The 21,347-nt window shown below is 74.5% G+C and carries 21 protein-coding genes; 5 read left to right on the forward strand and 16 right to left on the reverse strand.

Annotation, left to right across the window (positions count from 1 at the left end):
* The first annotated feature begins 44 nt into the window (after nt 1–44).
* Nucleotides 45–1,061 (forward strand): LacI family DNA-binding transcriptional regulator, encoded by a 1,017-nt coding sequence (locus ND486_RS17145; protein ID WP_208824704.1) that lies wholly within the window; start codon nt 45–47, stop codon nt 1,059–1,061.
* A gap of 50 nt (nt 1,062–1,111) precedes the next feature.
* On the opposite strand, the gene ND486_RS17150 is transcribed toward ND486_RS17145, so the two are convergent.
* The 5 genes from ND486_RS17150 to ND486_RS17170 all read right to left on the reverse strand — a co-directional run bounded on the left by ND486_RS17150 (nt 1,112) and on the right by ND486_RS17170 (nt 5,011).
* On the reverse strand, nt 1,112–2,515 hold the full coding sequence (locus tag ND486_RS17150) for a class II 3-deoxy-7-phosphoheptulonate synthase (protein ID WP_208824702.1): 1,404 nt from the start codon (nt 2,513–2,515) through the stop codon (nt 1,112–1,114).
* A 28-nt stretch (nt 2,516–2,543) separates the two neighbouring features.
* Complete coding sequence (locus ND486_RS17155; protein ID WP_062396083.1) at nt 2,544–3,044, reverse strand: polyadenylate-specific 3'-exoribonuclease AS; 501 nt, start codon at nt 3,042–3,044, stop codon at nt 2,544–2,546.
* A gap of 87 nt (nt 3,045–3,131) precedes the next feature.
* Nucleotides 3,132–3,488: a DUF86 domain-containing protein gene (locus ND486_RS17160; protein ID WP_251785131.1), complete on the reverse strand. Its 357-nt coding sequence runs from the start codon at nt 3,486–3,488 to the stop codon at nt 3,132–3,134.
* 24 nt (nt 3,489–3,512) lie between these two features.
* Nucleotides 3,513–3,824: a nucleotidyltransferase family protein gene (locus ND486_RS17165; RefSeq protein WP_251785132.1), complete on the reverse strand. Its 312-nt coding sequence runs from the start codon at nt 3,822–3,824 to the stop codon at nt 3,513–3,515.
* 431 nt (nt 3,825–4,255) lie between these two features.
* On the reverse strand, nt 4,256–5,011 hold the full coding sequence (locus ND486_RS17170) for a 1-acyl-sn-glycerol-3-phosphate acyltransferase (protein ID WP_062396084.1): 756 nt from the start codon (nt 5,009–5,011) through the stop codon (nt 4,256–4,258).
* Between the two features lie 187 nt (nt 5,012–5,198).
* Here ND486_RS17170 and ND486_RS17175 point away from each other — a divergent pair, with 187 nt between their 5' ends.
* Nucleotides 5,199–5,696: a hypothetical protein gene (locus tag ND486_RS17175; RefSeq protein ID WP_251785133.1), complete on the forward strand. Its 498-nt coding sequence runs from the start codon at nt 5,199–5,201 to the stop codon at nt 5,694–5,696.
* 5 nt (nt 5,697–5,701) lie between these two features.
* Here ND486_RS17175 and ND486_RS17180 read toward each other — a convergent pair whose 3' ends face one another.
* From ND486_RS17180 to ND486_RS17205, 6 genes are read right to left on the reverse strand one after another with little or no spacing between them, the layout of a single operon-like run.
* Nucleotides 5,702–6,676, reverse strand: coding sequence for an ROK family protein (locus ND486_RS17180; protein ID WP_251785355.1), 975 nt, complete (start codon nt 6,674–6,676; stop codon nt 5,702–5,704).
* A gap of 8 nt (nt 6,677–6,684) precedes the next feature.
* Nucleotides 6,685–7,065, reverse strand: a complete 381-nt coding sequence (locus ND486_RS17185; RefSeq protein ID WP_251785134.1) for a hypothetical protein — start codon at nt 7,063–7,065, stop codon at nt 6,685–6,687.
* The gene (locus tag ND486_RS17190) at nt 7,062–8,309 is read right to left on the reverse strand and encodes an ArsA family ATPase (protein ID WP_251785135.1); all 1,248 of its coding nucleotides are present in this window, start codon (nt 8,307–8,309) and stop codon (nt 7,062–7,064) included. The genes ND486_RS17185 and ND486_RS17190 overlap by 4 nt, the downstream gene beginning before the upstream one ends.
* A 43-nt stretch (nt 8,310–8,352) precedes the next feature.
* The gene (locus ND486_RS17195) at nt 8,353–8,790 is read right to left on the reverse strand and encodes an SRPBCC family protein (RefSeq protein ID WP_020623841.1); all 438 of its coding nucleotides are present in this window, start codon (nt 8,788–8,790) and stop codon (nt 8,353–8,355) included.
* A 20-nt stretch (nt 8,791–8,810) separates the two neighbouring features.
* Nucleotides 8,811–9,605 carry a metallophosphoesterase gene (locus tag ND486_RS17200; RefSeq protein WP_251785136.1) on the reverse strand — a complete coding sequence of 265 codons (795 nt, stop codon included), beginning with the start codon at nt 9,603–9,605 and terminating at the stop codon, nt 8,811–8,813.
* Between the two features lie 2 nt (nt 9,606–9,607).
* Nucleotides 9,608–10,024 (reverse strand): hypothetical protein, encoded by a 417-nt coding sequence (locus ND486_RS17205; protein ID WP_062396088.1) that lies wholly within the window; start codon nt 10,022–10,024, stop codon nt 9,608–9,610.
* A 205-nt stretch (nt 10,025–10,229) separates the two neighbouring features.
* On the opposite strand from ND486_RS17205, the gene ND486_RS17210 reads away from it, so the two are divergent.
* On the forward strand, nt 10,230–12,074 hold the full coding sequence (locus ND486_RS17210; RefSeq protein ID WP_251785137.1) for an AMP-dependent synthetase/ligase: 1,845 nt from the start codon (nt 10,230–10,232) through the stop codon (nt 12,072–12,074).
* 29 nt (nt 12,075–12,103) lie between these two features.
* Here ND486_RS17210 and ND486_RS17215 read toward each other — a convergent pair whose 3' ends face one another.
* Entirely contained in the window at nt 12,104–13,246 is a 1,143-nt protein-coding gene (locus ND486_RS17215; RefSeq protein WP_251785138.1) for a glycosyltransferase family 4 protein, read from the reverse strand.
* A gap of 384 nt (nt 13,247–13,630) precedes the next feature.
* On the opposite strand from ND486_RS17215, the gene ND486_RS17220 reads away from it, so the two are divergent.
* Nucleotides 13,631–13,963, forward strand: a complete 333-nt coding sequence (locus tag ND486_RS17220; RefSeq protein ID WP_251785139.1) for a hypothetical protein — start codon at nt 13,631–13,633, stop codon at nt 13,961–13,963.
* Nucleotides 13,964–13,967: 4 nt separating this feature from the next.
* On the opposite strand, the gene ND486_RS17225 is transcribed toward ND486_RS17220, so the two are convergent.
* Nucleotides 13,968–15,524, reverse strand: a complete 1,557-nt coding sequence (locus ND486_RS17225) for an NYN domain-containing protein (RefSeq protein WP_251785140.1) — start codon at nt 15,522–15,524, stop codon at nt 13,968–13,970.
* A 151-nt stretch (nt 15,525–15,675) separates the two neighbouring features.
* Here ND486_RS17225 and ND486_RS17230 point away from each other — a divergent pair, with 151 nt between their 5' ends.
* Entirely contained in the window at nt 15,676–17,421 is a 1,746-nt protein-coding gene (locus ND486_RS17230; protein ID WP_251785141.1) for a DEDD exonuclease domain-containing protein, read from the forward strand.
* A gap of 213 nt (nt 17,422–17,634) precedes the next feature.
* Here the strand turns inward: ND486_RS17230 and ND486_RS17235 are convergent, their stop codons facing one another.
* Genes ND486_RS17235 through ND486_RS17245 form a run of 3 tightly spaced genes read right to left on the reverse strand, consistent with a single transcriptional unit; the run spans nt 17,635 to nt 21,346 of the window.
* Entirely contained in the window at nt 17,635–19,350 is a 1,716-nt protein-coding gene (locus ND486_RS17235) for a ubiquinol-cytochrome c reductase cytochrome b subunit (RefSeq protein WP_208824681.1), read from the reverse strand.
* The gene (locus tag ND486_RS17240) at nt 19,347–20,483 is read right to left on the reverse strand and encodes a ubiquinol-cytochrome c reductase iron-sulfur subunit (RefSeq protein WP_251785142.1); all 1,137 of its coding nucleotides are present in this window, start codon (nt 20,481–20,483) and stop codon (nt 19,347–19,349) included. The genes ND486_RS17235 and ND486_RS17240 overlap by 4 nt, the downstream gene beginning before the upstream one ends.
* Entirely contained in the window at nt 20,480–21,346 is an 867-nt protein-coding gene (locus tag ND486_RS17245; protein ID WP_073574278.1) for a c-type cytochrome, read from the reverse strand. Before ND486_RS17245 ends, ND486_RS17240 begins: the two co-directional genes overlap by 4 nt.
* Nucleotide 21,347 lies beyond the last annotated feature (1 nt).

Consider the following 21,347-nt stretch of genomic DNA (forward strand, 5'->3'; position numbering starts at 1 on the left):
ACGTCAAGCGCTTGATGTGTGGCGCGTCCGGGTAGGCTCGCCGGATGGCAGGACCGGTGGGCCGGCGGGTGACCGCGGCGATGGTGGCCCGGCGGGCGGGGACGAGCGTGTCCACCGTGTCGCTGGTGGTGAACGGCAAGTCGCGCGGACGGGTGTCCGCGGTGATCACCGAGCGGGTCCGCGCCGCGGTCGACGAGCTGGGCTACGTGGTCGACCACGCGGCGAGCTCGCTCGCCCGCGGGACCACCGACCTCGTCGTGCTGCTCGCCCCCGACCTCCCCAACCCCTACTTCGGGCGGGTCACCACCGGGATCCGGGAGGCGCTGGGCAGCAGGCACCAGCTGATGCTGTCGGTGATCGAGGGCGGCGAACAGCCCGGCGCCGACGACGTCCGCCGGGTCGCGGCGTTCCGCCCGGCCGGGCTGCTGGTGCACGCGCCGTCGCCGACGTTCCTCGACGACCTCGAACCGGGCGGCCCGCCACTGGTGCTGATGGACGCCCCCGGCTTCGAGGGCCGCGCGGCCACCGTGACCTTCGACCTGGAGCCGGGCGTGCGCGCGCTGGTCGCGCACCTCGCCGAGGCCGGGCACACGGTGCTCGCCTACCTGGAGGGCTCGACGCCCTCGGCCACCTTCACCGTGCGCCGTGAGCTGCTCGCCCGGGTCGCCGCCGAGCACGGCCTGCGGGTCCTCGACGACGGCACCCGGGCCGGGCTGACCCTCGACGCCGCCGCCGACGTCAGCACCGAGGCGCTGCCGCGCTGGCGGGCGGCCGGGGCCACCGCGGTCGTCGCGGCGGCGGACACGATGGCCTACGGCGTGCTGGCCGCCGCGCACCGGCTCGGGCTGGCCGTGCCGGGGGACATCGCCGTCGCGGGGTTCGACGACCTGCCGTACTCGCAGGTCACGGCGCCGTCGCTGACGAGTGTGGCGCTGCCGGCGGAGGAGCTCGGCCGGGCCGCGGCCCAGCGGCTGGCCGCCGTGCTCGCCGGGGACGGCGACGGCGCCGCCGCCCCCCTGCTGCCCTCGCGGCTCGCGGCCCGGGCCAGCACCGGGGCCTGAGACACACCACCGGGGCGGCTCCGGGTGGAGCCGCCCCGGGGACGGACGGGTCAGCCGCGCAGCATCTCCGCGACGAGGAACGCCAGCTCCAGGCTCTGCTGGGTGTTCAGCCGCGGGTCGCAGGCGGTCTCGTACCGGCCGGCGAGGTCGGTGTCGGAGATCCGCTGCGCACCACCGAGGCACTCGGTGACGTCCTCGCCGGTGACCTCGACGTGGATGCCGCCGGGGTGCGTGCCGAGCGACCGGTGCACCTCGAAGAAGCCCTGCACCTCGTCGACGATCCGGTCGAAGTGCCGGGTCTTGTAGCCGGTCGAGGCCTCGTGGGTGTTGCCGTGCATCGGGTCGCACTGCCAGATGACCTTGTGCCCGGAGGCGGTCACCTTCTCGACGATCGCCGGGAGCACGTCGCGGACCTTGTCGTTGCCCATCCGGGAGATCAGCGACAGCCGGCCCGGGCGGTTGTGCGGGTCGAGCCGCTCGACGTACTCGACGGCCTGGTCGGGCGTCGTCGTCGGGCCGATCTTCATGCCGATCGGGTTGGCCAGCAGCTCCGCGAAGGCGACGTGCGCGCCGTCGAGCTGACGGGTCCGCTCCCCGATCCAGAGGAAGTGCGTGGACAGGTCGTAGAGCTTCGGCGACTCCCCGCCGGTGGGGTCGCGCTCCAGGTCCAGGCGCAGCATCGCGCGCTCGTAGTCGAGCAGCAGCGCCTCGTGGCTGGCGTAGAACTCGACCTGGTGCAGGTTGTGGTCGCGCACCCCGCAGGCGTCCATGAAGCGGACCGCGCGGTCGATCTCGGCGGCGACGGCCTCGTAGCGCACGCCCGCGGCGGAGGTGCGGACGAAGTCCTTGTTCCAGTCGTGCACCTTGGACAGGTCGGCCAGCCCGGTCGCGGTCAGCCCGCGGACCAGGTTCATCGCCGCCGAGGCGTTCGCGTAGGCGCGCACCATCCGCGACGGGTCCGGGATGCGGCCCTGCGCGTCCGGGGCGAGCCCGTTGACGATGTCCCCGCGGTAGGACGGCAGCCCGCTCGCGTCGATCGGCGAGCTGCGCGGCTTGGCGTACTGACCGGCGATGCGGCCGACCTTGACCACCGGCATCGAGGCGCCGTAGGTCAGGACGACGGCCATCTGCAGCAGCGTGCGGATCGTCGCCCGGATGTGCGGCTCGGTGTTGTCAACGAAGGTCTCGGCGCAGTCGCCGCCCTGCAGCAGGAACGCCTCACCGTTCGCGACGTCGGCGAGCCGCGACTGCAGCCGGTCGACCTCCGGCGGCAGCACCACCGGCGGGACGGACTCGAGGACCTTCCGCACGTCGCCCACCTGCGACGGGTCGGGCCACTCGGGCTGCTGGGCGGCAGGGCGGGAGAGCGCGTCGTCCAGGGCGGAGCGCAGGTCCGCGGGCAGCGGCGGCAGCTCCGGGAGGACGTCGATCGGCGCGTCGACGGACCAGTTCACGCGGCCCAGCCTAGGCCGGGGCCGATCCCTACCGGGGCGCGGCCCCCGTCGCGAGGGTCTCGGCGATCACTTCCCAGCGCCGCAGGTTGTGCCGGGCGTCGGCGAGCGCGTCGTGCGCCTCGGCGGGCGGCGGGGGCAGCGCCGGGCGGCCCGCGTCCTCCCACCGCTGGCGCAGCTCGCGGGTGAAGCGCGGGATCGGCCGCGGCAGCGCGGGCATCGCACCCCACAGCTGGCACAGCGCCACGTGGTCGTAGGCGGCGATCCAGGCCCAGAGCTCGACGTCGCCGGGGGCGCCGGTGCAGAAGTCGAGGATCTCCTCGCGCATCCGGGCCCGCGACATCCAGGCCCGGTCGCTGGGCGAGGGCAGCTTGGGCAGCACGTTGGCCCTCACCCACTTGCCGGCCCGGTCCGGGTCGAACTCGGTGGACACGGCGTAGAACTCGCGGCCGTCCTCGCCGACGATCCCGATCGACACCAGGTCGATCGTCGTGCCGTCCTCGATGAACTCGGTGTCGTAGAAGAAGCGCATTGCCGTCCTGGGCTCGGGTTCGGTCGTTGAGCTGTGCCGCCCGACGAGCGTACGTGCCTCTGCTGCCGTGATCGGGACCGCTCCGGGTCAGGCGTCCTCCGTTGCCTGAACCGCACGCAGCTGGACCGCCAGCGCCGGGACTTCCTGAGACGCAGCAGCCCAGAGGATCTCGAGATCGATCTCCAAGTACTCGTGCACGACACGATTGCGCATTCCCGCCAGTGCCCGCCACGGCAGGTGCGGATGAGCAGCAGCCAGCTCGGGGCTCACGCGTGCAGCAGCCTCACCGAGCACCTGGATCAGATGCGTCAAGACGATCTGCACGTCCTCGTCGGCATCAAACCGCGCACGGCCGCGCGCAACCCGGACCCGGATCTTCTCAGCGGCTTCCAACATGTCCGCGATCCGCTCCCGGTCACGTCGGACCAACAGGGATCCCTCCATCACGAGCGATCTTCGAGAAGACGGTCACACTGCCACCGCCTCGGCGAGAACCTGATCACGGACACGGCGTTTGAGACCGTTCACCGTGGCGACCTGTGTGAGAACCCCAAGTGAGTCCTCGACCGCGAGCGCGAAGGAAACCATGTCGACATAACCATGGCCGGGTTCCAGGTCGACCAGCAGGTCGAGATCACTGGTGGGGGTCGATTCGCCACGCGCGACGGAACCGAAGACACGGATGTTGTAAACACCATGACGGCGCCCGACGTCCACGATGTAGTCCCGACGTGCACTCACGTCGGCCAGCGTGACGGCCTGGTGGGTTCCGGCGGTCATCGCGCCTCCCATACGAAACAGTGCGGCGATCGTACTGCGCTCGCGCGATATCGGGACCGGCCGAGCCCGGGCATCGAGCTCATCCGTCGGACGACACCGGCAGCCACTCCGCCGCCGAGCCGAAGAACCGGCACTGAGCTCCGCCACGGCTCGACGACCTTCGATCGTAGAGGAGGTCGTCCACCTACCGGATCGAAACGAGCATGCTCGACGCCCTTGTCGCAAGCCGGAAGCTCCACTGACCGGACAGGTGAGCGGGCCGCCGTCCGGCTCCGGCCGGCTCGGTTGCCTGCTTCGCCTCCCGAGAGGTCACCGACCGCCGGATTCTGCCGGGCGACAGGTCGGTCCACCACGGGCTCTCACCGACAGAGGAGCCTTCGCCCAGCTCCACATCGGTGGGTCAGATCGCCGGGACGCACTTCCGAAGTCGATCAGGAGGCGCGGGAGTCGGGCACGTTCGCGTCCGGCCGCTGCGGAGCGGGACGCGACGGCGCGGGCGGCGGCGCACCGGCCGCGGCCTTCTCCTTGACCGACGCTGCGTAGAGGTCGACGTAGGTCTGCCCGGACAGCTCCATCAGCGAGTACATGATCTCGTCGGTCATGGAGCGCTCGATGAACCGGTCCCCGGCCATGCCCTCGTACCGGGAGAAGTCCAGCGGCTCGCCGATCACGATCTTCACCTTGCGCGGGCGCCACATCTTGGAGCCGATGGGGTTGACCTTGTCGGTGCCCACCATCGCGACCGGGATGACCGGCACCCCGGCCTCCAGGGCCATCCGGGCGACGCCGGTCTTGCCCTTGTAGAGCCGCCCGTCGGGCGAGCGGGTGCCCTCCGGGTAGATCCCGAGCAGCTTGCCCTCGTTCAGCAGCCGGACCGCGGTGTCCATCGCGGCGCGCGCCGCGGACCCACCGGAACGGTCCACCGGGACCTGCCCGACGCCGGTGAAGAACTGCTTCTTGAACCAGCCGCGGATCCCGGGCTCGGTGAAGTACTCGCGCTTGGCGAGGAAGGTCACCCGGCGCGGCAGCATCAACGGCAGGAAGAAGGAGTCGGCCACCGCGAGGTGGTTGCTGGCGAGGATCGCGCCGGCACCACCGGGCACGTTCTCGGCACCGCGCACCTCCGGCCGGCAGAACAGCCTCATCAACGGGCCGAGCAGCACGAACTTGGACCACCAGTACAGCACCCTGCGCTGCCTCCCTACCGACTTCGGCGACAGCCTACGGAGCGTCGACACCTCCTCACAACGGGGCGGTGGTCACCGGGGTCGGGCGGGCCCCGCGCGGCGCCCGCGCGGGCCCGTGGGCGGTGTCGGGCGGGACACGGGCCGTGACAGGATGGGAGCCGCCGCGAGCGGGGAGGGACGGACCGGTATGAGTTCCGCAGACCCCTCGCGTGACCGCGAGAACCGGCCCGACGACGACTTCGACGCGATCGTCGCCGCCTGGCGCGACGAGGGCTCGGTCCCGGACTGGCCCGCCGAGCCCGTGGAGCGCGCCGACCGCACGGACCGCGGCGACGCCGGTGACGCCGCGGGCGCGGCGGGCGGCGCCGACCGGCCCGCGCACCGGCCCGGCCCGGCCGCCCCGCACCCGGGCACCGGCACGGGTGCCGACCCGGACGACCACTACCACCCGCCGGAGCCGCCGCCGCTGCCGCGGCCGGGACCACCGGCCGTCGTGGGTGGCGGGCTGATCGCGGTGGGGCTGCTGCTGTGCATCGCGCCGGGGCTGATCGGCGTCGGCGGGACCTGGCCGCTGCCGCTCGGGCTGGTGCTCATCGCGGCCGGCCTGGGCTGGCTGCTGCTGCGGCTGTGGAGCCCCGACCCCGACGAGGGCCCCGACCCCTGGGACGACGGCTCGCGGCTGTAGCGCGCTCAGCGCCGGGCGCCGGACCGCAGGCTCTCGCGGGCCAGCGTCGCCGCGCCCACGACGGCGGCGGCAGCGCCGAGCTGCGCGGTCCGGATCCGGGCCAGCGGCCGGTTGCCCGCCCCGGTGAGGATGCGGGCGTAGTGCTCGCGGGCGGCGTCGAGGAACAGCGGCGCCGACGCCGACACCCCGCCCGCGATCACCACGAGGTCCGGGTCGAAGACGTCCGCGACGAGCGAGAGCCCCTCCCCCAGCCAGCGCCCCATGTCGTCGACGGCGGCGCGGGCGACCGGGTCCCCCTCGCGGGCGGCCGCGGCGACCCGCTTGCCGGTGACCCGCCCCGGGTCGACGGCGGCCTCGCGGGCCAGCCCGGACGGGCCCGGCACGTCGCCGCCCGAGAGCATCTCCAGCGCGGTGGCGCCGAGGGCGGTCCCGCTGCAGTAGCGCTCCCAGCAGCCGCGCTTGCCGCACGGGCAGGCCCGTCCGTCCGGGACGACCCGCAGGTGCCCCAGCTCGGGTGCGACGCCGTGCGCGCCGCGGAACAGCTCGCCGTCGAGCAGCAGGGCGCCGCCGATCCCGGTGCCCAGCGCGATCACCAGCGCCACCGAGGCACCGGCCGCGGCGCCGTGGCGCCGCTCGGCGAGCGCGGCGGAGTTCGCGTCGTGCTCCACGACGACCGGGATCCCGCCGAGCCGGTCGCCGATCCGCTCGGCGACCGGGGCGTCGCGCCAGGACAGGTGCGGCGCGTAGCGGACCAGGCCGCGCGGGGCGTCGACGAACCCGGCGAGCGCGAGCCCGACGGCGGCGACGGTGTGCCTGCGCCGCAGCTCGTCGACGGCGCCGGCGATGGCCGCCTCCAGCGCGTCGTCGGTGCGCGGGGTCGGCGCGGAGGCGGAGTCGAGGATCTCCCCCTCGGCGTCGACGACGCCCGCGCGCACGCTGGTGCCCCCGACGTCCACCCCGATGGTGCGGACGTCGGACATCCGGGGGCTCACGTCCGGTGCACCACGATCCGCTGCACGGAGCGTCCGCCGCCGTGCGGGCGGCGGGGCTCCTGGCGCGCGGGCGGGGCGGCCTCCTCCAGCACCGCGACGAGCACGGCGAGCAGCCCGCCGGCGTGGGCGGCGAGCCGGGTGACCAGCTCCGACCGCTCCCCCCGCACGACGGCGATCAGCGCGCACACCGGGCAGGCGGTGCAGGAGCCGGCGTCGCCGGGGCCGGGGTCGCTCCCGCCAGCCCGCAGCGAGTCCGACATCGTCTCGGTGGCCGCACGCAGCCGGTCGAGCAGCGCCACCGCGGTGACCCGCAGGTCCTCCGGGATGCCGCCGTGATCGCCGCAGTGGGTGCCGCCCCGCGTGTCACGGCCGCTCACGAGGTCATCCAGGTGCCCGGGTCGGGCATGAAGGAGATCACCAGGCGGGCGTCGGAGCCGCGGCCCTCCAGCCGGGCACCGGTGGCCTCGCAGCGGCGCAGGACCGACGGCAGCGAGACCACGCGCCGGGAGAACCCGATGCCGACGACCATGTCGTCGCCGACCCGGGCGAGGTCCAGCGGGGCGTCCTGGGCGCCGGGCAGCGCCACGTCGAGCTCGAACTCGGTGTCGGCGGAGACGCCGTGACCTGCGGTGCGGCGCAGCTCCATCAACGGCCGCGGCGGGGCGCCGTCGGCGGCGCCCGCGGGGTCGTCGTCGCCGTAGACCGACAGGGCCAGCTCGCGCAGCGCACCGACGCCGGTCGGCTCGGCGGCGGTGTAGCGGACCGCGGTCACCGGCACGTCCGCACCGAGCTCGCCCAGCTCGGCGAGCACGGACTGCTGCTCGGTGGCGCGTTCGCGCAGCCAGCGCGCCGCGGGCCCGCGCAGCGACGGCGGCGGGCCGGGCATCACCCGGTTCGCCAGCAGCCCGTCGACCCGCAGCTCGTGCAGGGCGAGCGCGGTCAGGGTGCGGCGGGTCTCGGCCGCGACCACCCGCTCCGGGGTCAGCACCAGCCGGATCGAGGTGCGGGAGCGGTCGGCGAGCAGGCCGCGCAGCCCGCGCAGCTGCTCGGCCAGCACCCCGAGCGCGTCGACCGTGCGGTCCCAGCCCGCGCCGTCGGCCTTGGCCCCGGCCAGCCCGGCGACCAGGCCGCGCACCGCGCGGCGGTGCGCGGGGAACAGCCGCTCCAGGTAGCCCGACAGCGCCTCGGGCAGGGTGAGCAGCCGCAGCGTCTCCGCGGTCGGCCCGCAGTCGACGACGACGACGTCGAAGCGGCCCGATTCGGCGTAGCGCTGCACCTCGACCAGCGCGAGGAGGTCCTCGACGCCGGGCAGCACGGTCAGCTCGTCGGCGACGAGCTCGTCCACCCCGGCCCCGGCGAGCATCGTGCGCAGGTGCCCCTGCAGGTCGCCCCAGGCGCCCTCGAGCAGGTGCCGGGCCTCGATGTGGGCGCCCCACAGGTTCTCGGTGACCTCGGTGGGCTCGGCGCCCAGCTCGGCGTCCAGCGCGTCGCCGAGGGAGTGCGCCGGGTCGGTGGACACGACCAGCGCGGACCGGCCGGTCCCGGCCACGTGCGCGGCCGTCGCGGCGGCCAGGGTCGTCTTGCCGACCCCGCCCTTGCCGGTGAAGAGCACGACGCGCACAGCGCGGAGCCTAACGATCGCGTCCGGGTCGCCGCCGACCGGCTCAGCCCTTCTCGACGCGGCGCTTGAGGCCCTTCAGTGCGGCGTCGATGATCACTTTCTCCGCCTTGCGACGGAGCATCCCGATCATCGGGAAGTTGACCTCGACGCTGAGCTCGTAGGTGACGGTGGTGCCGCCGGCGTCGCCGACCAGCCGGTACGCGCCGTCCTGGGCGCGCTGGATGCCGCCCTTGACCAGCGTCCAGGACACCGAGCGGTCGTCGGCGGCCCAGTCGTAGTCGAGGGTGTAGGTGTCCTTGATGGCCCCGGCGTCCATCGCGAAGCGGACCTGGCGGGCGCGGCCGTCGGCACCGGCGTCGAGGATCTCGACGCTGGTGATCTGGTCGGTCCACTCGGGGTAGGACGCGAAGTCCGCGATCACCGCCATGACCCGCTCCGGCGGGGCGTCGATGTGGATCGAGGACGAGGTCGCGTCGGCCATGGCGGGAGGCTATCCGGTGGTCAGAACCGGAGCACGTAGGGCGTGCCGTGCGCGCGGAAGTGTCCGGCGTTGACGCACTCGGTGCGGCCGATCCGCGCGCGGCGGTGCAGCGGCTGGTGCACGTGCCCGAACAGGGCGTGCGACGGCTGCTCGGCCCGGATCCGCGCGGCCAGCGGCGCGCTGGCGATCTCGGCGCGGCGGGTGACGACGTCGTAGGTCAGGCCCGGGTGCGCCGGCGGGACGTGGGTGCACAGCACGTCGGCCGGGCCGAGCGCGTCCAGGCGCGCGGTCCAGTCCTCGTGGGTCACGAAGTGCGGCCGCCAGGGGCCGGTGCGGCGCGGGTCGACCCCGGGCGGGAGCGGCACCCCGCCGAGGAAGCCGAACCGGCGACCGCCGATCTCGACCACCCGTCCGTCGGCGCGGGTGACGCCGTCGGTGTCGGGCCAGGCGTCGGGGACGTCGACGTTGCCCGGGATCGCCCAGACCGGCACCCCGAGCCCGCCCAGGACCCCGAAGACCTCGGCGTACTGCGCGGCGACGGCCTCGGCGACGGCGGCGGCCGGGTCGGTGAACCGGGCCCAGGAGCGCTCCAGCAGGCCCAGCACCTGCGCGCGCGGCGCCCCGATCCGGCGCATCCGGCCGAACTCCGCGGCCACCTCGGGCCCGAGCAGCCGGGAGATGATCCCGTTGGTCGGGTCGCGGTAGTCGATGAACTCCAGCAGGTCGCCGAGCACCAGCACCCCGTCGGCGCCCTCGGCGGCGCGGGCGAGCGGGACGGTGGCGCCGTGGACGTCGGTGACGACGTGCAGCCGCACGCTCAGGCCGTCCGGTCCGGCCGGAACGCCGACGGCGCGACGCCCGCCGGGCGCCCGCCCTCCAGGCGCCGCTTGAGCGCGAAGGCGTGCGCCTTGAACGCGCGGTGCCGCCGGTCGGACTCCGCGCGCAGCCACCGGCGGCGCCGCAGCCGTCCACCGGGCGGCGGGCCGTCCGGGTCCGCGCGCAGGAAGAAGTGCAGGACGGTGCCGTCGCCCTCCGGCTCGCACCAGACCTCCATGGTCCCGACGAGCGCGCCGGTCACGGTCCAGCGCAGCCCGGCCGGTCCGCGGTCGTGCGCGACCTCGGGGCGCAGGTCGGGCCAGTACGACGGCCACCGGGCCGGGTCGGCGAACTCCGCCGCGACCCGCTCGCGGGGCACGGCCAGGAAGGTCTCGTCGATCACGTCGATCGCGGGCACCCGGTCAGCGTGCCACCCCGTGCGACGGCGCCGGTCACGGGTACCGTCGCGGCCCGGACCGGACCGGCGGCACCACCGACCGATCCGTTATGTCCGAATCGATGTACGTGGACCCTACTCTCCGGTAGGTTCTGCTCCGAGGTGTCGCCGCAGCCGTCGCGGCGACCGCGTTCAGCCTGTCGAGGCCGCCAGGAGGTCGATCCCCGTGCGTGAGTACAGCGTTCCCGCCGCGGTGTCCGTGGGAGACGAGGAATCGCTCTCGGACGCCGTGTTCGACAACGCCACGCAGCACCCGTCGGACGTGCTCTACCGCCGCAAGGGCGCGGACGGGAACTGGTCGGAGGTGACCGCGGCCGAGTTCGGCGAGCAGGTCACCCGGATCGCCGCCGGGCTGGTCGCCGCGGGTGTGCAGGCCGGGGACCGGGTCGCGCTGCTGTCGCGGACCCGGTACGAGTGGACCCTGTTCGACTACGCGATCCTCGCCGCGGGCGGGGTCACCGTGCCGATCTACGAGACGTCGTCGCCGGACCAGATCTCCTGGATCGTGTCCGACTCCGGCGCCGTCGGGATCGTCGTGGAGACCGCCGAGCACGCCGCGTCGGTGGAGAAGGTCCGCGGAGACCTGCCCGAGCTGCGCACCGTCTGGCAGATCGAGCCCGCCGCGTCGGCCCCGGACGCCCCCTCGGCGGTCGAGCAGCTGCGCGGCCTCGGCGCGGACACCCCCGACGACGTGGTGCACGCCCGGCGCGGCGGGGTGCGCGCCGACGACCTGTGCACCCTGATCTACACCTCGGGCACCACCGGTCGCCCCAAGGGCTGCGAGCTGACCCACCGCAACCTGGTCGCCGAGATCCGCACGATCGCGGCGACGATCCCGCACCTGTTCGAGCCCGGGGACTCGGTGCTGCTGTTCCTGCCGCTCGCGCACGTGTTCGGCAAGGCCATCCAGTGCGGCTGCCTGTCCACCCGCACGGTCGTCGGCCACTCCCCCGACGTGAAGACCCTGCTGCCCGACCTGGCGGACTTCCGGCCGACCTTCCTGCTCGCGGTGCCGCGGGTGTTCGAGAAGGTCTACAACGGCGCGCGGCTCAAGGCGCACAACGACGGCAAGGGCAAGATCTTCGACGCGGCCGCCGACACCGCGATCGCCTACTCCGAGGCGCTCGACGCGGGCGGGCCCGGCCTGCTGCTCAAGGCCCGGCACGCGCTGTTCGACAAGCTCGTCTACGGCAAGCTGCGCGCCGCCGTCGGCGGCCGGGTCAAGGCCGCGGTGTCCGGCTCGGCCCCGCTCGGGGGCCGGCTCGGGCACTTCTTCCGCGGCATCGGGCTGCCCGTGCTGGAGGGCTACGGCCTGACCGAGACCTCCGCGGGCATCACGCTGAACACCGTCGACGCCCAGCGGGTCGGCTCGGTGGGCCGCCCGGTCCCCGGCTGCGCGGTCCGGATCGCCTCCGACGGCGAGATCATGCTGCGCGGCGACATCGTCTTCCGCGGCTACTGGAAGAACGAGGAGGCCTCGAAGGAGGCCCTGGAGTCCGACGGCTGGTTCCACTCCGGCGACATCGGCGAGCTCGACGACGCCGGCTTCCTCACCATCACCGGCCGCAAGAAGGAGATCATCGTCACCGCCGGCGGCAAGAACGTCGCCCCGGCCGTGCTCGAGGACCGGCTGCGGGCGCACCCGCTGGTCGGGCAGTGCATCGTGATCGGCGACCAGAAGCCGTTCATCTCCGCGCTGGTCACCATCGACCCGGACGCCCTGCCGGGCTGGCGCGAGCGCAACGGCAAGCCCGCGGGCGACGGCAGCTCGGCCGCCGACCTCGTCGACGACCCGGAGCTGCGCGGCGAGATCGCGGCCGCGGTCGAGGACGCCAACCAGGCCGTCTCGCGGGCCGAGCAGATCCGCAAGTTCACGATCCTGCCGCACGACTTCAGCGAGGCCGGCGGCGAGCTGACGCCGACGATGAAGGTCAAGCGCAAGGTCGTCGTGGAGTCCTACTCCGGCGAGATCGAGGCGCTCTACGCGGGGACCACCGCCGACAAGGGCTGACCCCCCGCCGTCGACGACGGGTCGTGCACTCAGCGCGGCCCGTCGTGGCCGGTCAGGAAGCCGTGCAGGCGGGCCGCCGACGACGGCCCGCCCCAGACCCGCCGGACGCGGGCCCGTCCGGCGTGGCCCATCGCCGTCGCCCGGACGGGGTCGGCGAGCAGGTCGGCGACCCGGTCGGCGACAGCGGCGACGTCACGTCCCGGCACGACGTGGCCGGTCACACCCTCCTCGACGGTCTCCGGCGCGCCGCCGGAGTCCCCCGCGACGACGGGCAGCCCCGACGCCGCGGCCTCCAGCAGCGCGATCCCCAGCCCCTCGACGTCGAGCCCGCCGAGGTGGGTGCGGCACGGCAGGGCGAACACGTCCCCGGCGGCGTGGTGCGCGGCGAGCTCGGCGGCCGGGACCCCGCCGGTGAGCACGACGGCGTCGGCCACCCCGGCGCGTGCCGCCAGTGTGCGCAACCGGTCCCGGTAGGGCCCGCCGCCGACGAGCAGCAGCCGGGCGCCCGGCACCCGGCGGCGGATCCGTGGCAGCGCCGCGACCAGCACGTCCTGGCCCTTGCGCGGCACCAGCCGGGACACGCACGTCACGACGGGTGCGTCGCCGAGCCGGTACCGGGCCCGGACCGCGGCGCGGGCGTCCGGGTCGGGTGCGAAGCGGACGGTGTCCACCGGGGGCGGCAGGACCTCCAGCGCCGCGTCCGGGCCCAGCGCGCCGGCGAGCCGGCCGCGGGTCCAGCGCGACACCGTGGTGACGACGTCGGCGTCGCGGCCGATCCGGTGCAGCGCCCGGCGCGCGCCGGGCAGCATCGACCAGCCGACCTCGTGGCCGTGCGTGGTGGCGACGACCCGCTCCACCCCGGCCCGGCGGCGCAGGTACGGGCCGAGCAGCCCCAGCGGCGCGGCCGCGCCGAACCAGACGGTCCCGGCGTCGTGCTCGCGGGCCAGCTCCGCGGCGCGCCGGGCGACCTCGGGGACCGGCAGCATGAGCGACGACCGGTGCCGGTGCACGGGGAACGGCAGCGCGGCGTCGTGGTCGGCGGCGCCGCGCCAGGCGGGCGCGTGGACCGCGAGCGAGTCCGGCGGGAGCGCGCGGGCGAGGTCGGACAGGTAGGACTGGATGCCGCCGGGCCGGGGCGGGAAGTCGTTGGTCACCAGCAGCGTGCGCGCCACGGTCGGCGACGCTAGTCCTCGGCGGGGCGCCGGCCGCCGGTGGTCACCGGCGGAGGGGACAGCGGGGGTCGGGACGGCGGCTCCGCACGCGCGCTGCGCGTCGGGGATGCGGGCCGCCGTCCGACACTCCGGGGAGCGGACGAGTTCCGCGTCCTCACCGTTGCGTGACCGGATCGGTCGCCCGCCGGGGTGGCACTGCTCCGTACGAGTGGTGGTGCTCGCTCGGCGGCACAGTTGGTGAGGATGTCGTGCTGTTCAGGTGAACGAGCGCGGCGGCCCGCGGTGACGGCCCCGCCCGGTTTTTCTCCGGCGCGGCCATTCTGTCGGACCCCTCCCCTAGCGTCCGCGGTGCTCGACCACCTCGGGTCCGACGAAGGAGGAGCCATGATCGTCGACTGCGATCGCTGCGAGGTCCGCGGTGCCGCGTGCGGTGTCTGCGTCATCGGGGTGCTGCTGGAGGTCCCGGAGGACGACCGGCCGATCCCCTACCTTCCCGTCGACCTGCCGGCCGGCACGGTGGCCACGACCGTCGCCCCGCTGGAGTTCGCCGAGCCGGAGCGCCGGGCACTGCAGGTGCTGGCCGAGGGCGGCCTCATCCCGCACCTGCGCCTGGTCGAGCCGGGCGCACCGGCGCCCGGTCGGGCCGGACGTACGGCGCTGCCGATGCCGGTGGTCCCGCCGGCCGGGCACGGGCCGCGGCACCGTGACGTGGGGTGAGCGCTCACCCGCCGAGGCGGCGCAGCAGCACCGCGGACGCCACGGTGTGCGCGCCCCGGCGGCGCACCGAGCGCACGATCTCCTGGTCCGACGTCGCGACCAGCAGCGGCCGCCCCGCCGGCTCGGCGGCGACGAGGTCGCGGACGACGTCGTCGGCGATCACCCCGGCGTCGCTGAACAGCACCCGCACCCCGCGGCTGCCGCGCACCGGCGCGGCGATCACGGCGGCCCCGTCGAACACCACGGTGATCTCGGCCCCCGTGCGGGCACCCAGTGCGCCGAGCTGGGCCACCAGCCGGGAGCGCTGGTCGGCCAGCGGCAGGTCCGGGTAGCCGGTCTTGCTGACGTTGTAGCCGTCGACGATGAGGTGCACCGACGGCACGGTCAGCAGCGCGTCCAGCGCGGCCAGCCCGTCGACGGGGGCCGCGACGCGCGCGCCGGTCCCGCGGTCGCCCGTTCCCGCGACGAGGTCCGCCGGCCGCGGTCCGCCCGCGCCGACGTCGAGCTCGCGGCGCAGCCCCGAGATCGCGCCGCTGACGGTGTCCAGCAGCAGCTCCAGGCGCACCTCGTCGCCGCGCCGGGCCTCGCGGGCGGCCTGGCGGGCGGCGGCGACCTGACCGGCCGCGGCGTCGGCCCGGCGGCGTTCCCGGTCGGCCCGCTCCCGCTCGGCGGCGGTCTCGGCGCGGGAGCGGGCGAGCTCGTCGTCGACGCCGCCGCGCAGCCGCGCGACCTCCTCCTCCAGCTCGGTGCGGGCGTCGAGTGCGGCACGCAGCCGCGCGCCCTGGTCGCTGACCCGGCGGCGCATCTGCTGGTACTCGGTCTCCCGCTCCCCGACGAGCGCCCGTGCGCGTTCCCGTTCCTCGACCAGCTCGGCCCGGGCCCGTTCGAGCTCGGCGGTGAGCTTGTCGACCTTGGCCAGGGCCTCGTCGCGCTCGGCGCGCAGGTTCGCCAGGTCCGCGGTCTGCCCCACCTCGGCGACCCGCCGGTGCGCGAGCGGATCGGCGGTGAGCAGCGCGACCGCGGCCGCGTCGAGCTTGTCGACGGGTGCGGGCAGCGGATCCGCGACGGACGCGGCCTCCGCGGCGGGGGTCGACCCGTCCACCGGTGATGCGGCTGCGTGCTGCGCCGCGGGACGGCCGGACGGGCCGGCTGCCTCCGCTGCTCCGGTGTCCCCGGTGGGTGCCCCGGGTCCGCTCGGGGGCTCGGGCGGGTCGCCGGCGGGTCGTGTCGTGGCGGGTTCGGGCAGCTCCAGCTCACCGGGCCGGTTCTCGGCCCACCACGCCACCACGGCCGCCCGGAACGCCGTGTCCTGCTGCAGCCGGGCCACCAGTACCTGCCCGCCGAGACGGGCCCGCTTGGCGGGGGTGAACCGGGCGAAGCGGCGTAGCGGGGTGGGGACGTCCCCGGGCGGCAGCCCGCCCAGCGCGGTACCCGCGATCTCGGCGAGCCGGGCCCGCAGCGGGGCGGGCAGCTCCGGCCAGTCGCTCGCGGCCGGGTCCGCGGCGCACGACGGGACCCCGGAGCACGTGGGCTCCGGTCGCTCCGTGTCGTCGTACGCCATCGGTCCAGGTTATCCCCGCCCGGCCGGGATCGCCGTCGGCGTGGCCGTCCGCAGCCGGGACGTCCCCGGATCGGTGTCCGCGCCCCGGCTCCCCCGGACCGGGGCCGGGTGTTCGAACATACTGTCGGACCCCACGGCTACGGTGCAGGGCGTGACCTCCTGCTCCCCGCAGCTCACCTTCGACGAGCTGGGCACGCCACTGCGTGACGTCACCTTCTGCGTGGTCGACCTGGAGACCACCGGCGGCAGCCACCGGACCGACGCCATCACCGAGGTCGGCGCCGTCGCGGTGCGCGGCGGCAGCCGGATCTCCGAGCTCGGCACCCTCGTCGACCCGGGTGTACGGGTCCCGGCCGACATCACCCGGCTGACCGGTATCACGAACGCGATGCTGCACGACGCGCCACCGCTGGGTGCGGTCCTGCCCTCGGTGCTCGACATGCTCCGCGGCGCGGTGCTGGTGGCCCACAACGCCCCGTTCGACACGGGGTTCCTCAAGGCCGCCTGCGAGCGCCTCGAACGCCCCTGGCCCGGCCCGCCGGTCCTGTGCACCGCCCGGCTCGCCCGGGCCGTGCTCCCGCACGCCGAGTGCCCCAGTGTGAAGCTGGGCGCGCTGGCCCGGCACTTCGGCTGCGCCACCACCCCGGACCACCGGGCGCTGACCGACGCCCGGGCGACCGTCGAGGTGCTGCACCACCTGCTGGAGCGGATCGGGAACCTGGGTGTGCAGAGCCTGGAGGAGCTGCTGCAGCTCGTCCGTGACCGGGCCCCGCACCGGCCCACCACCACCCAGCGGCGCCGCAGGCACCTGGCGAACGACGTGCCCTCGGAGCCCGGTGTGTACCTGTTCCGCGGCGGCGACGGCCAGGTGCTCTACGTCGGCACCAGCGGCGACCTCCACCGGCGGGTGCGGTCGTACTTCACGGCCGGGGAGAAGCGCCGCCGGGTCCGCGACATGCTCGCCCGCGCCGAGAAGGTCGACACGGTGGTCTGCGCGCACGCCCTGGAGGCCTCGGTGCGCGAGCTGGCGCTCATCGCCGCGCACCGCCCGCCGTACAACCGGCGCTCGCGCAACCCCGGCCGGGCCTACTGGGTGGCGCCGACGGCGGAGGCGTTCCCGCGGCTGTCGGTCGTCGCCACCCCGCGGGCGGGTGCCCTGGGCCCGTTCGGGTCGCAGCGGGCCGCGACCGACGTGCTCGACGCGGCACTCGACGCACTGCCGCTGCGCCGGTGCACGATCCGGATCCCGGCCCGGAACCCCTCGGCGACGCCGTGCGCGCTGCACGAGCTGGGCCGCTGCGCGGCCCCGTGCGCCGGTCTGCAGCCCGTCGAGGACTACGCGCCCGCCGTGCACGCCTGGGGCGACCTCGTCGCGGGGCGGGACGACGGCCCGCTGCGGGTGCTGGCCACGGAGGTCGACGACCGGTCGGCCGGCGGGCGTTACGAGGCGGCCGCACGGGCCCGGGACCGGTTGGCGACGCTGGCCGCCGGGGTCGACCGGGGCGGCACGCTGGCCGCGCTCGCGGGCATCGACGAGCTGGTCGGTGCCCGGCCCGACGGCCGGGGCGGCTGGGAGCTCGCCGTCCTGCGCCACGGACGGCTCGCCGCGGCGGGCAACGCCCCGCGCGGGGTGCGGCCGATGCCGGTCGTCGAGGCGCTGCGGACCGGCGCGCAGACGGTCCTGCCCGGCGACGGGCCGCTGCGCGGGGCCCTGTCGGAGGAGGTCCGGATCCTGCACCGCTGGCTCACCACCGGCGGGACCCGGCTCGTGTACTGCGACCCGCCCTGGGCGGAGCCGGCACGGGGCGGGGGTGCCTGGCGGGAGTGGGCCGACCGGGCCCGGGAGGCGTCGCACCGCACCGGTGACCGCTCCCCCGACGAGCCCGCCGGGGTCTGAGGCCGGCGGTCCACGGTCCTCCCGACGGCGCCCCGGGCGACGACGCCGTGGCCGGACACACGGGCCGCGGCGTCCGACCGCGCGCAGCCCGCACACGACGGCGGCCCCGCCGGGCGGACGACGACGCACCGGCACACGACGGCGGCCCCGCCGGAGACCGTGTCTCCGGCGGGGCCGCCGTGGAGTGCTTCCGGGCCGGGGCCCGGACCGTGCTCAGTCGCGCGGCTGCTGCGGACGACCGCCGTCGTCCGGGCGGCCCGCGAGCTCACCGCTGCGGGACTCGAGCTCCGCCCGCGCCTCGTGGCGCCGGCGGGACTCCTCGAGCTCCCGCTCGTGGGCCTCGTGGCGGGCCACGGCCAGCGCGCGGGACTCCTCGACCGGGTCCGGCGTGAGCAGCGAACCGGAGACCGGCTCACCCGCCGACCCGAGCTGGTTCATCCGCTTGGGCACCGAGGCGCCCTGGTACTCCAGCGGGATGGCGTGGCCGTGCGAGTCGACGCCGCCCAGCGGCTGGTGCACCTCGATGAACTCACCGTGCGGCAGCCGCTTGATGATGCCCGTCTCGATGCCGTGCTCCAGCACCGCGCGGTCCGACCGCTGCAGACCGATGCACCAGCGGTAGGCCACCCAGTACACGATCGGCGGCACGACGAGCAGACCGATGCGGCCGGCCCACGTGGTCGCGTTCAGCGAGATGTGGAAGAAGTACGAGATCCAGTCGTTGAACCCGCACATCACGAGCCACAGGTAGAACGAGATCGCCATGGCGCCGAGCGCGGTCCGGACCGGCACGTCGCGCGGACGCTGCAGCAGGTTGTGCAGCGCGTCGTCCCCGGTGAAGCGCCGTTCGATGGCCGGGTAGGCCCCGGCGAGCACGAACAGCACCGGCAGGAAGCCCGCGGTGGGGATGAACGCCGCCGGGATCGTGTACGTCCCGAACAGGTAGAACTCCCACGGCGGGAAGATCCGGCCCATGCCCTCGGACCACAGCATGTAGAAGTCCGGCTGCGACCCGGCGGAGATGTGCGAGGCGTCGTACGGGCCGAGGTGCCAGATCGGGTTCATCTGGAACAGCCCGGAGATCAGGGCCAGCACACCGGCGACGACGAAGAAGAACGCGCCGCCCTTCGCCGCGAACTGCGGCATGATCCGCACGCCGACGACGTTGTTCTCGGTCCGGCCGGGGCCGGGGAACTGGGTGTGCTTCTGGTACCACACCAGGCCGAGGTGCACGGCGATCAGCGCGAGGATGATCCCCGGCAGGATCAGCACGTGGATGATGTAGAGCCGCGGGATGATCTCGGTCCCGGGGAACTCGCCGCCGAACAACGCCCAGTGCACCCAGGTGCCCATGATCGGCACGGTCAGCGTGATGCCCGAGGCGATCCGCAGCCCGACGCCCGAGAGCAGGTCGTCCGGAAGGGAGTAGCCGGTGAAGCCGGCGAAGGTGCCCAGCAGGATCAGCACGACGCCGATGGTCCAGTTGGCCTCACGCGGCTTGCGGAACGCGCCGGTGAAGAACACCCGGAACATGTGGATGATCATCGCCGCGACGAAGAGCAGCGCCGCCCAGTGGTGCAGCTGGCGCATGAACAGGCCGCCGCGGACCTCGAGCGAGATCTCCAGCGCGGACTCGTAGGCCCGCGACATGTGGACGCCGCGCAGCGGGTCGTACGGCCCGTTGTAGACGACCTCCTGCATGGAGGGGTCGAAGAACAGCGCCAGGTAGGTGCCCGACAGCAGCACGATGATGAAGCTGTACAGGGCGATCTCGCCCAGCATGAACGACCAGTGGGTCGGGAAGACCTTGTTGAACTGCTTCCGCAGTCCGGCGGCCGCGTGGTAGCGCTGGTCCGCCTGGTCGAGTGCCGCGCCGCCCTTGGCCGCGAGGCCCCCTGAGGAGGTGGTGGGTGTCGTGATCGAACTCATGTCGTCTTCGGCCTCTCCCAGAACGCGGGTCCGACGGGCTCCACGAAGTCGCTGCGGGCGACGAAGTAGCCCTCCTCGTTCACCGTGATCGGCAGCTGCGGCAACGGCCGGGCGGCCGGCCCGAAGACGGGCTCGGCGTCCTGCGTGGCCAGGAACTGCGACTGGTGGCACGGGCAGAGAATGCGGTTGTCCTGCGCCTGGAACAGCGAGGTCGGGCACCCGAGGTGGGTGCAGACCTTCGACCAGGCGTAGAAGTCACCGTAGTTGAAATTCTCCTGACCGGGGCGCTTCGTGACCTCGGTCCCGGGGCGGAGACGGATGAGCATGACCGGCGCGTCCGAGGCGCGCTGCGCGTGCAGCAGCTCCTCCTCGTTGCCCCGCTCGCTCTCGCGGTACGGGAAGACGGTCATCATGGCACCCGGCTCCATGTCCTCGGGTCGCACTCGGGCGATCTCGGAGAGGATACCCGTGTCGGTGCGCAGGTACACCGTCTCGCCGTTCTCCGGACGCCAGCCCGTGTGCCACAGCGGGGCGTCGTCGCCCTCGGCCCACGGGTTCCGGATGATGCCGCCGAGAGCGACGACACCGGTGCCGATACCGGCCACGGCCGCGGCCAGACCGGCGCTGCGGATGATCAGCTTGCGACGCCCGATCGTGGTGCCCTTGCCCGCGTCGGCGACCTGGGCCAGGAAGGTGGCGCGGTCGACGTCGGTGGACGGGCCGTCGTGGCGCTGCTGGACCGAGGTCTCCTCCGGGAACAGCTTCTTCACCATCTGGATGACCGCGATGCCGATGGAGAGCACCGAGAACCCGAAGGTGAAGCCGATGACCGGGGTGTAGAGGTTGTAGAGCGCGTGGCCGGGCTCGCCGACGTTGACGTACTCCCACGGCCACGCGATGAACGCGACCACGAAGGCGATCATGGAGATCGCCGAGATGACGAACCACAGCGCGACCGAACGCTCGGCGCGCTTCTCCGCACGGGTCCCCGGGATCGGGAACGCCGGCGTGTTGTGCACGACCTCGACCTCGTCGAGCTCACCGGCCAGACGGGCCAGCTGCTCGGGCGACATCGCGTCGAGCTCCTCCTTGGTCGGACGACGGTCCGACCCGGTGCTGACTTCGCTGCTCAACTCTTCGCCCCCAACCAGATCGCGAACCCGACCAGACCGGACATCACGACGGCGAAGATGAAGACACCCTCGGCCGTCGGACCGAGACCCAGCAGCGAGTAGCCGCCCGGGTCGTTGGCGTGGTTCACCGACTTGATGTACGCGATGATGTCCTGCTTCTCCTGCGGCGTGAGCTGCTGGTCGGAGAAGCGCGGCATGTTCTGCGGACCGGTCTGCATCGCGGTGTAGATCTGCTCCTCGCTGGCAGGCTCGAGCGCGGGAGCGTACTTGCCGGACGACAGCGCGCCGCCGACACCGGTGAAGTTGTGGCACGAGGCGCAGTTCAGGCGGTACAGCACGCCGCCGCGGCCCGGGTCGTCGCCGCGCAGGGCCTCGCCGGTCGCGGCCGGGGTGACCGGCCCGCCGCCGTTGGCCTGCACGAACGCGCCCAGCGCCTCGAGGTTCGCCCGGCCCTCCTGGGTCTCCGGGTCGAAGATCGGCAGCGGGTGCTTGCGGGCCGCCTGGGCCTCCTGGCGCGCCATCGGCATACGACCCGAGGACACCTGGAAGTAGACCGCCGCGTCACCGACGCCGATGAGGCTCGGGCCGCGGTTCTCGACGCCCTGCAGGTTCGCACCGTGGCAGGTGATGCAGGTGTTGTTGTAGAGCTGCTCGCCCTTGGCGATCAGCGCGGTGTCCTGCTGCGCCTGGGCGACCTGCGGCTGCGGCGCGAAGGCGGCGTAGAGGAAACCGACGGACAGCAGGCCCAGCCCGATGGCGAGGGCGCCGGCGATGCGGCGCTTCATCTTGCCGTGCGGACGGGTGCGGCCCCCGGCCTTCTCGTCCGGCCGGTCGGCCGGTGGTGGGTTCTGGTTCTCGGTCATC

Source organism: Pseudonocardia sp. DR1-2, from assembly GCF_023717215.1.
Lineage (GTDB): Bacteria > Actinomycetota > Actinomycetes > Mycobacteriales > Pseudonocardiaceae > Pseudonocardia > Pseudonocardia alni.

Excerpts from the sequence above, each read along its gene's own strand:
- ND486_RS17145 (WP_208824704.1), top strand. The coding sequence starts at position 45 with ATGGCAGGACCGGTGGGCCGGCGGGTGACCGCGGCGATGGTGGCCCGG.
- ND486_RS17155 (WP_062396083.1), bottom strand. The coding sequence starts at position 3,044 with ATGCGCTTCTTCTACGACACCGAGTTCATCGAGGACGGCACGACGATC.
- ND486_RS17160 (WP_251785131.1), bottom strand. The coding sequence starts at position 3,488 with ATGGAGGGATCCCTGTTGGTCCGACGTGACCGGGAGCGGATCGCGGAC.
- ND486_RS17165 (WP_251785132.1), bottom strand. The coding sequence starts at position 3,824 with ATGACCGCCGGAACCCACCAGGCCGTCACGCTGGCCGACGTGAGTGCA.
- ND486_RS17175 (WP_251785133.1), top strand. The coding sequence starts at position 5,199 with ATGAGTTCCGCAGACCCCTCGCGTGACCGCGAGAACCGGCCCGACGAC.
- ND486_RS17180 (WP_251785355.1), bottom strand. The coding sequence starts at position 6,676 with ATGTCCGACGTCCGCACCATCGGGGTGGACGTCGGGGGCACCAGCGTG.
- ND486_RS17195 (WP_020623841.1), bottom strand. The coding sequence starts at position 8,790 with ATGGCCGACGCGACCTCGTCCTCGATCCACATCGACGCCCCGCCGGAG.
- ND486_RS17220 (WP_251785139.1), top strand. The coding sequence starts at position 13,631 with ATGATCGTCGACTGCGATCGCTGCGAGGTCCGCGGTGCCGCGTGCGGT.
- ND486_RS17225 (WP_251785140.1), bottom strand. The coding sequence starts at position 15,524 with ATGGCGTACGACGACACGGAGCGACCGGAGCCCACGTGCTCCGGGGTC.
- ND486_RS17235 (WP_208824681.1), bottom strand. The coding sequence starts at position 19,350 with ATGAGTTCGATCACGACACCCACCACCTCCTCAGGGGGCCTCGCGGCC.
- ND486_RS17245 (WP_073574278.1), bottom strand. The coding sequence starts at position 21,346 with ATGACCGAGAACCAGAACCCACCACCGGCCGACCGGCCGGACGAGAAG.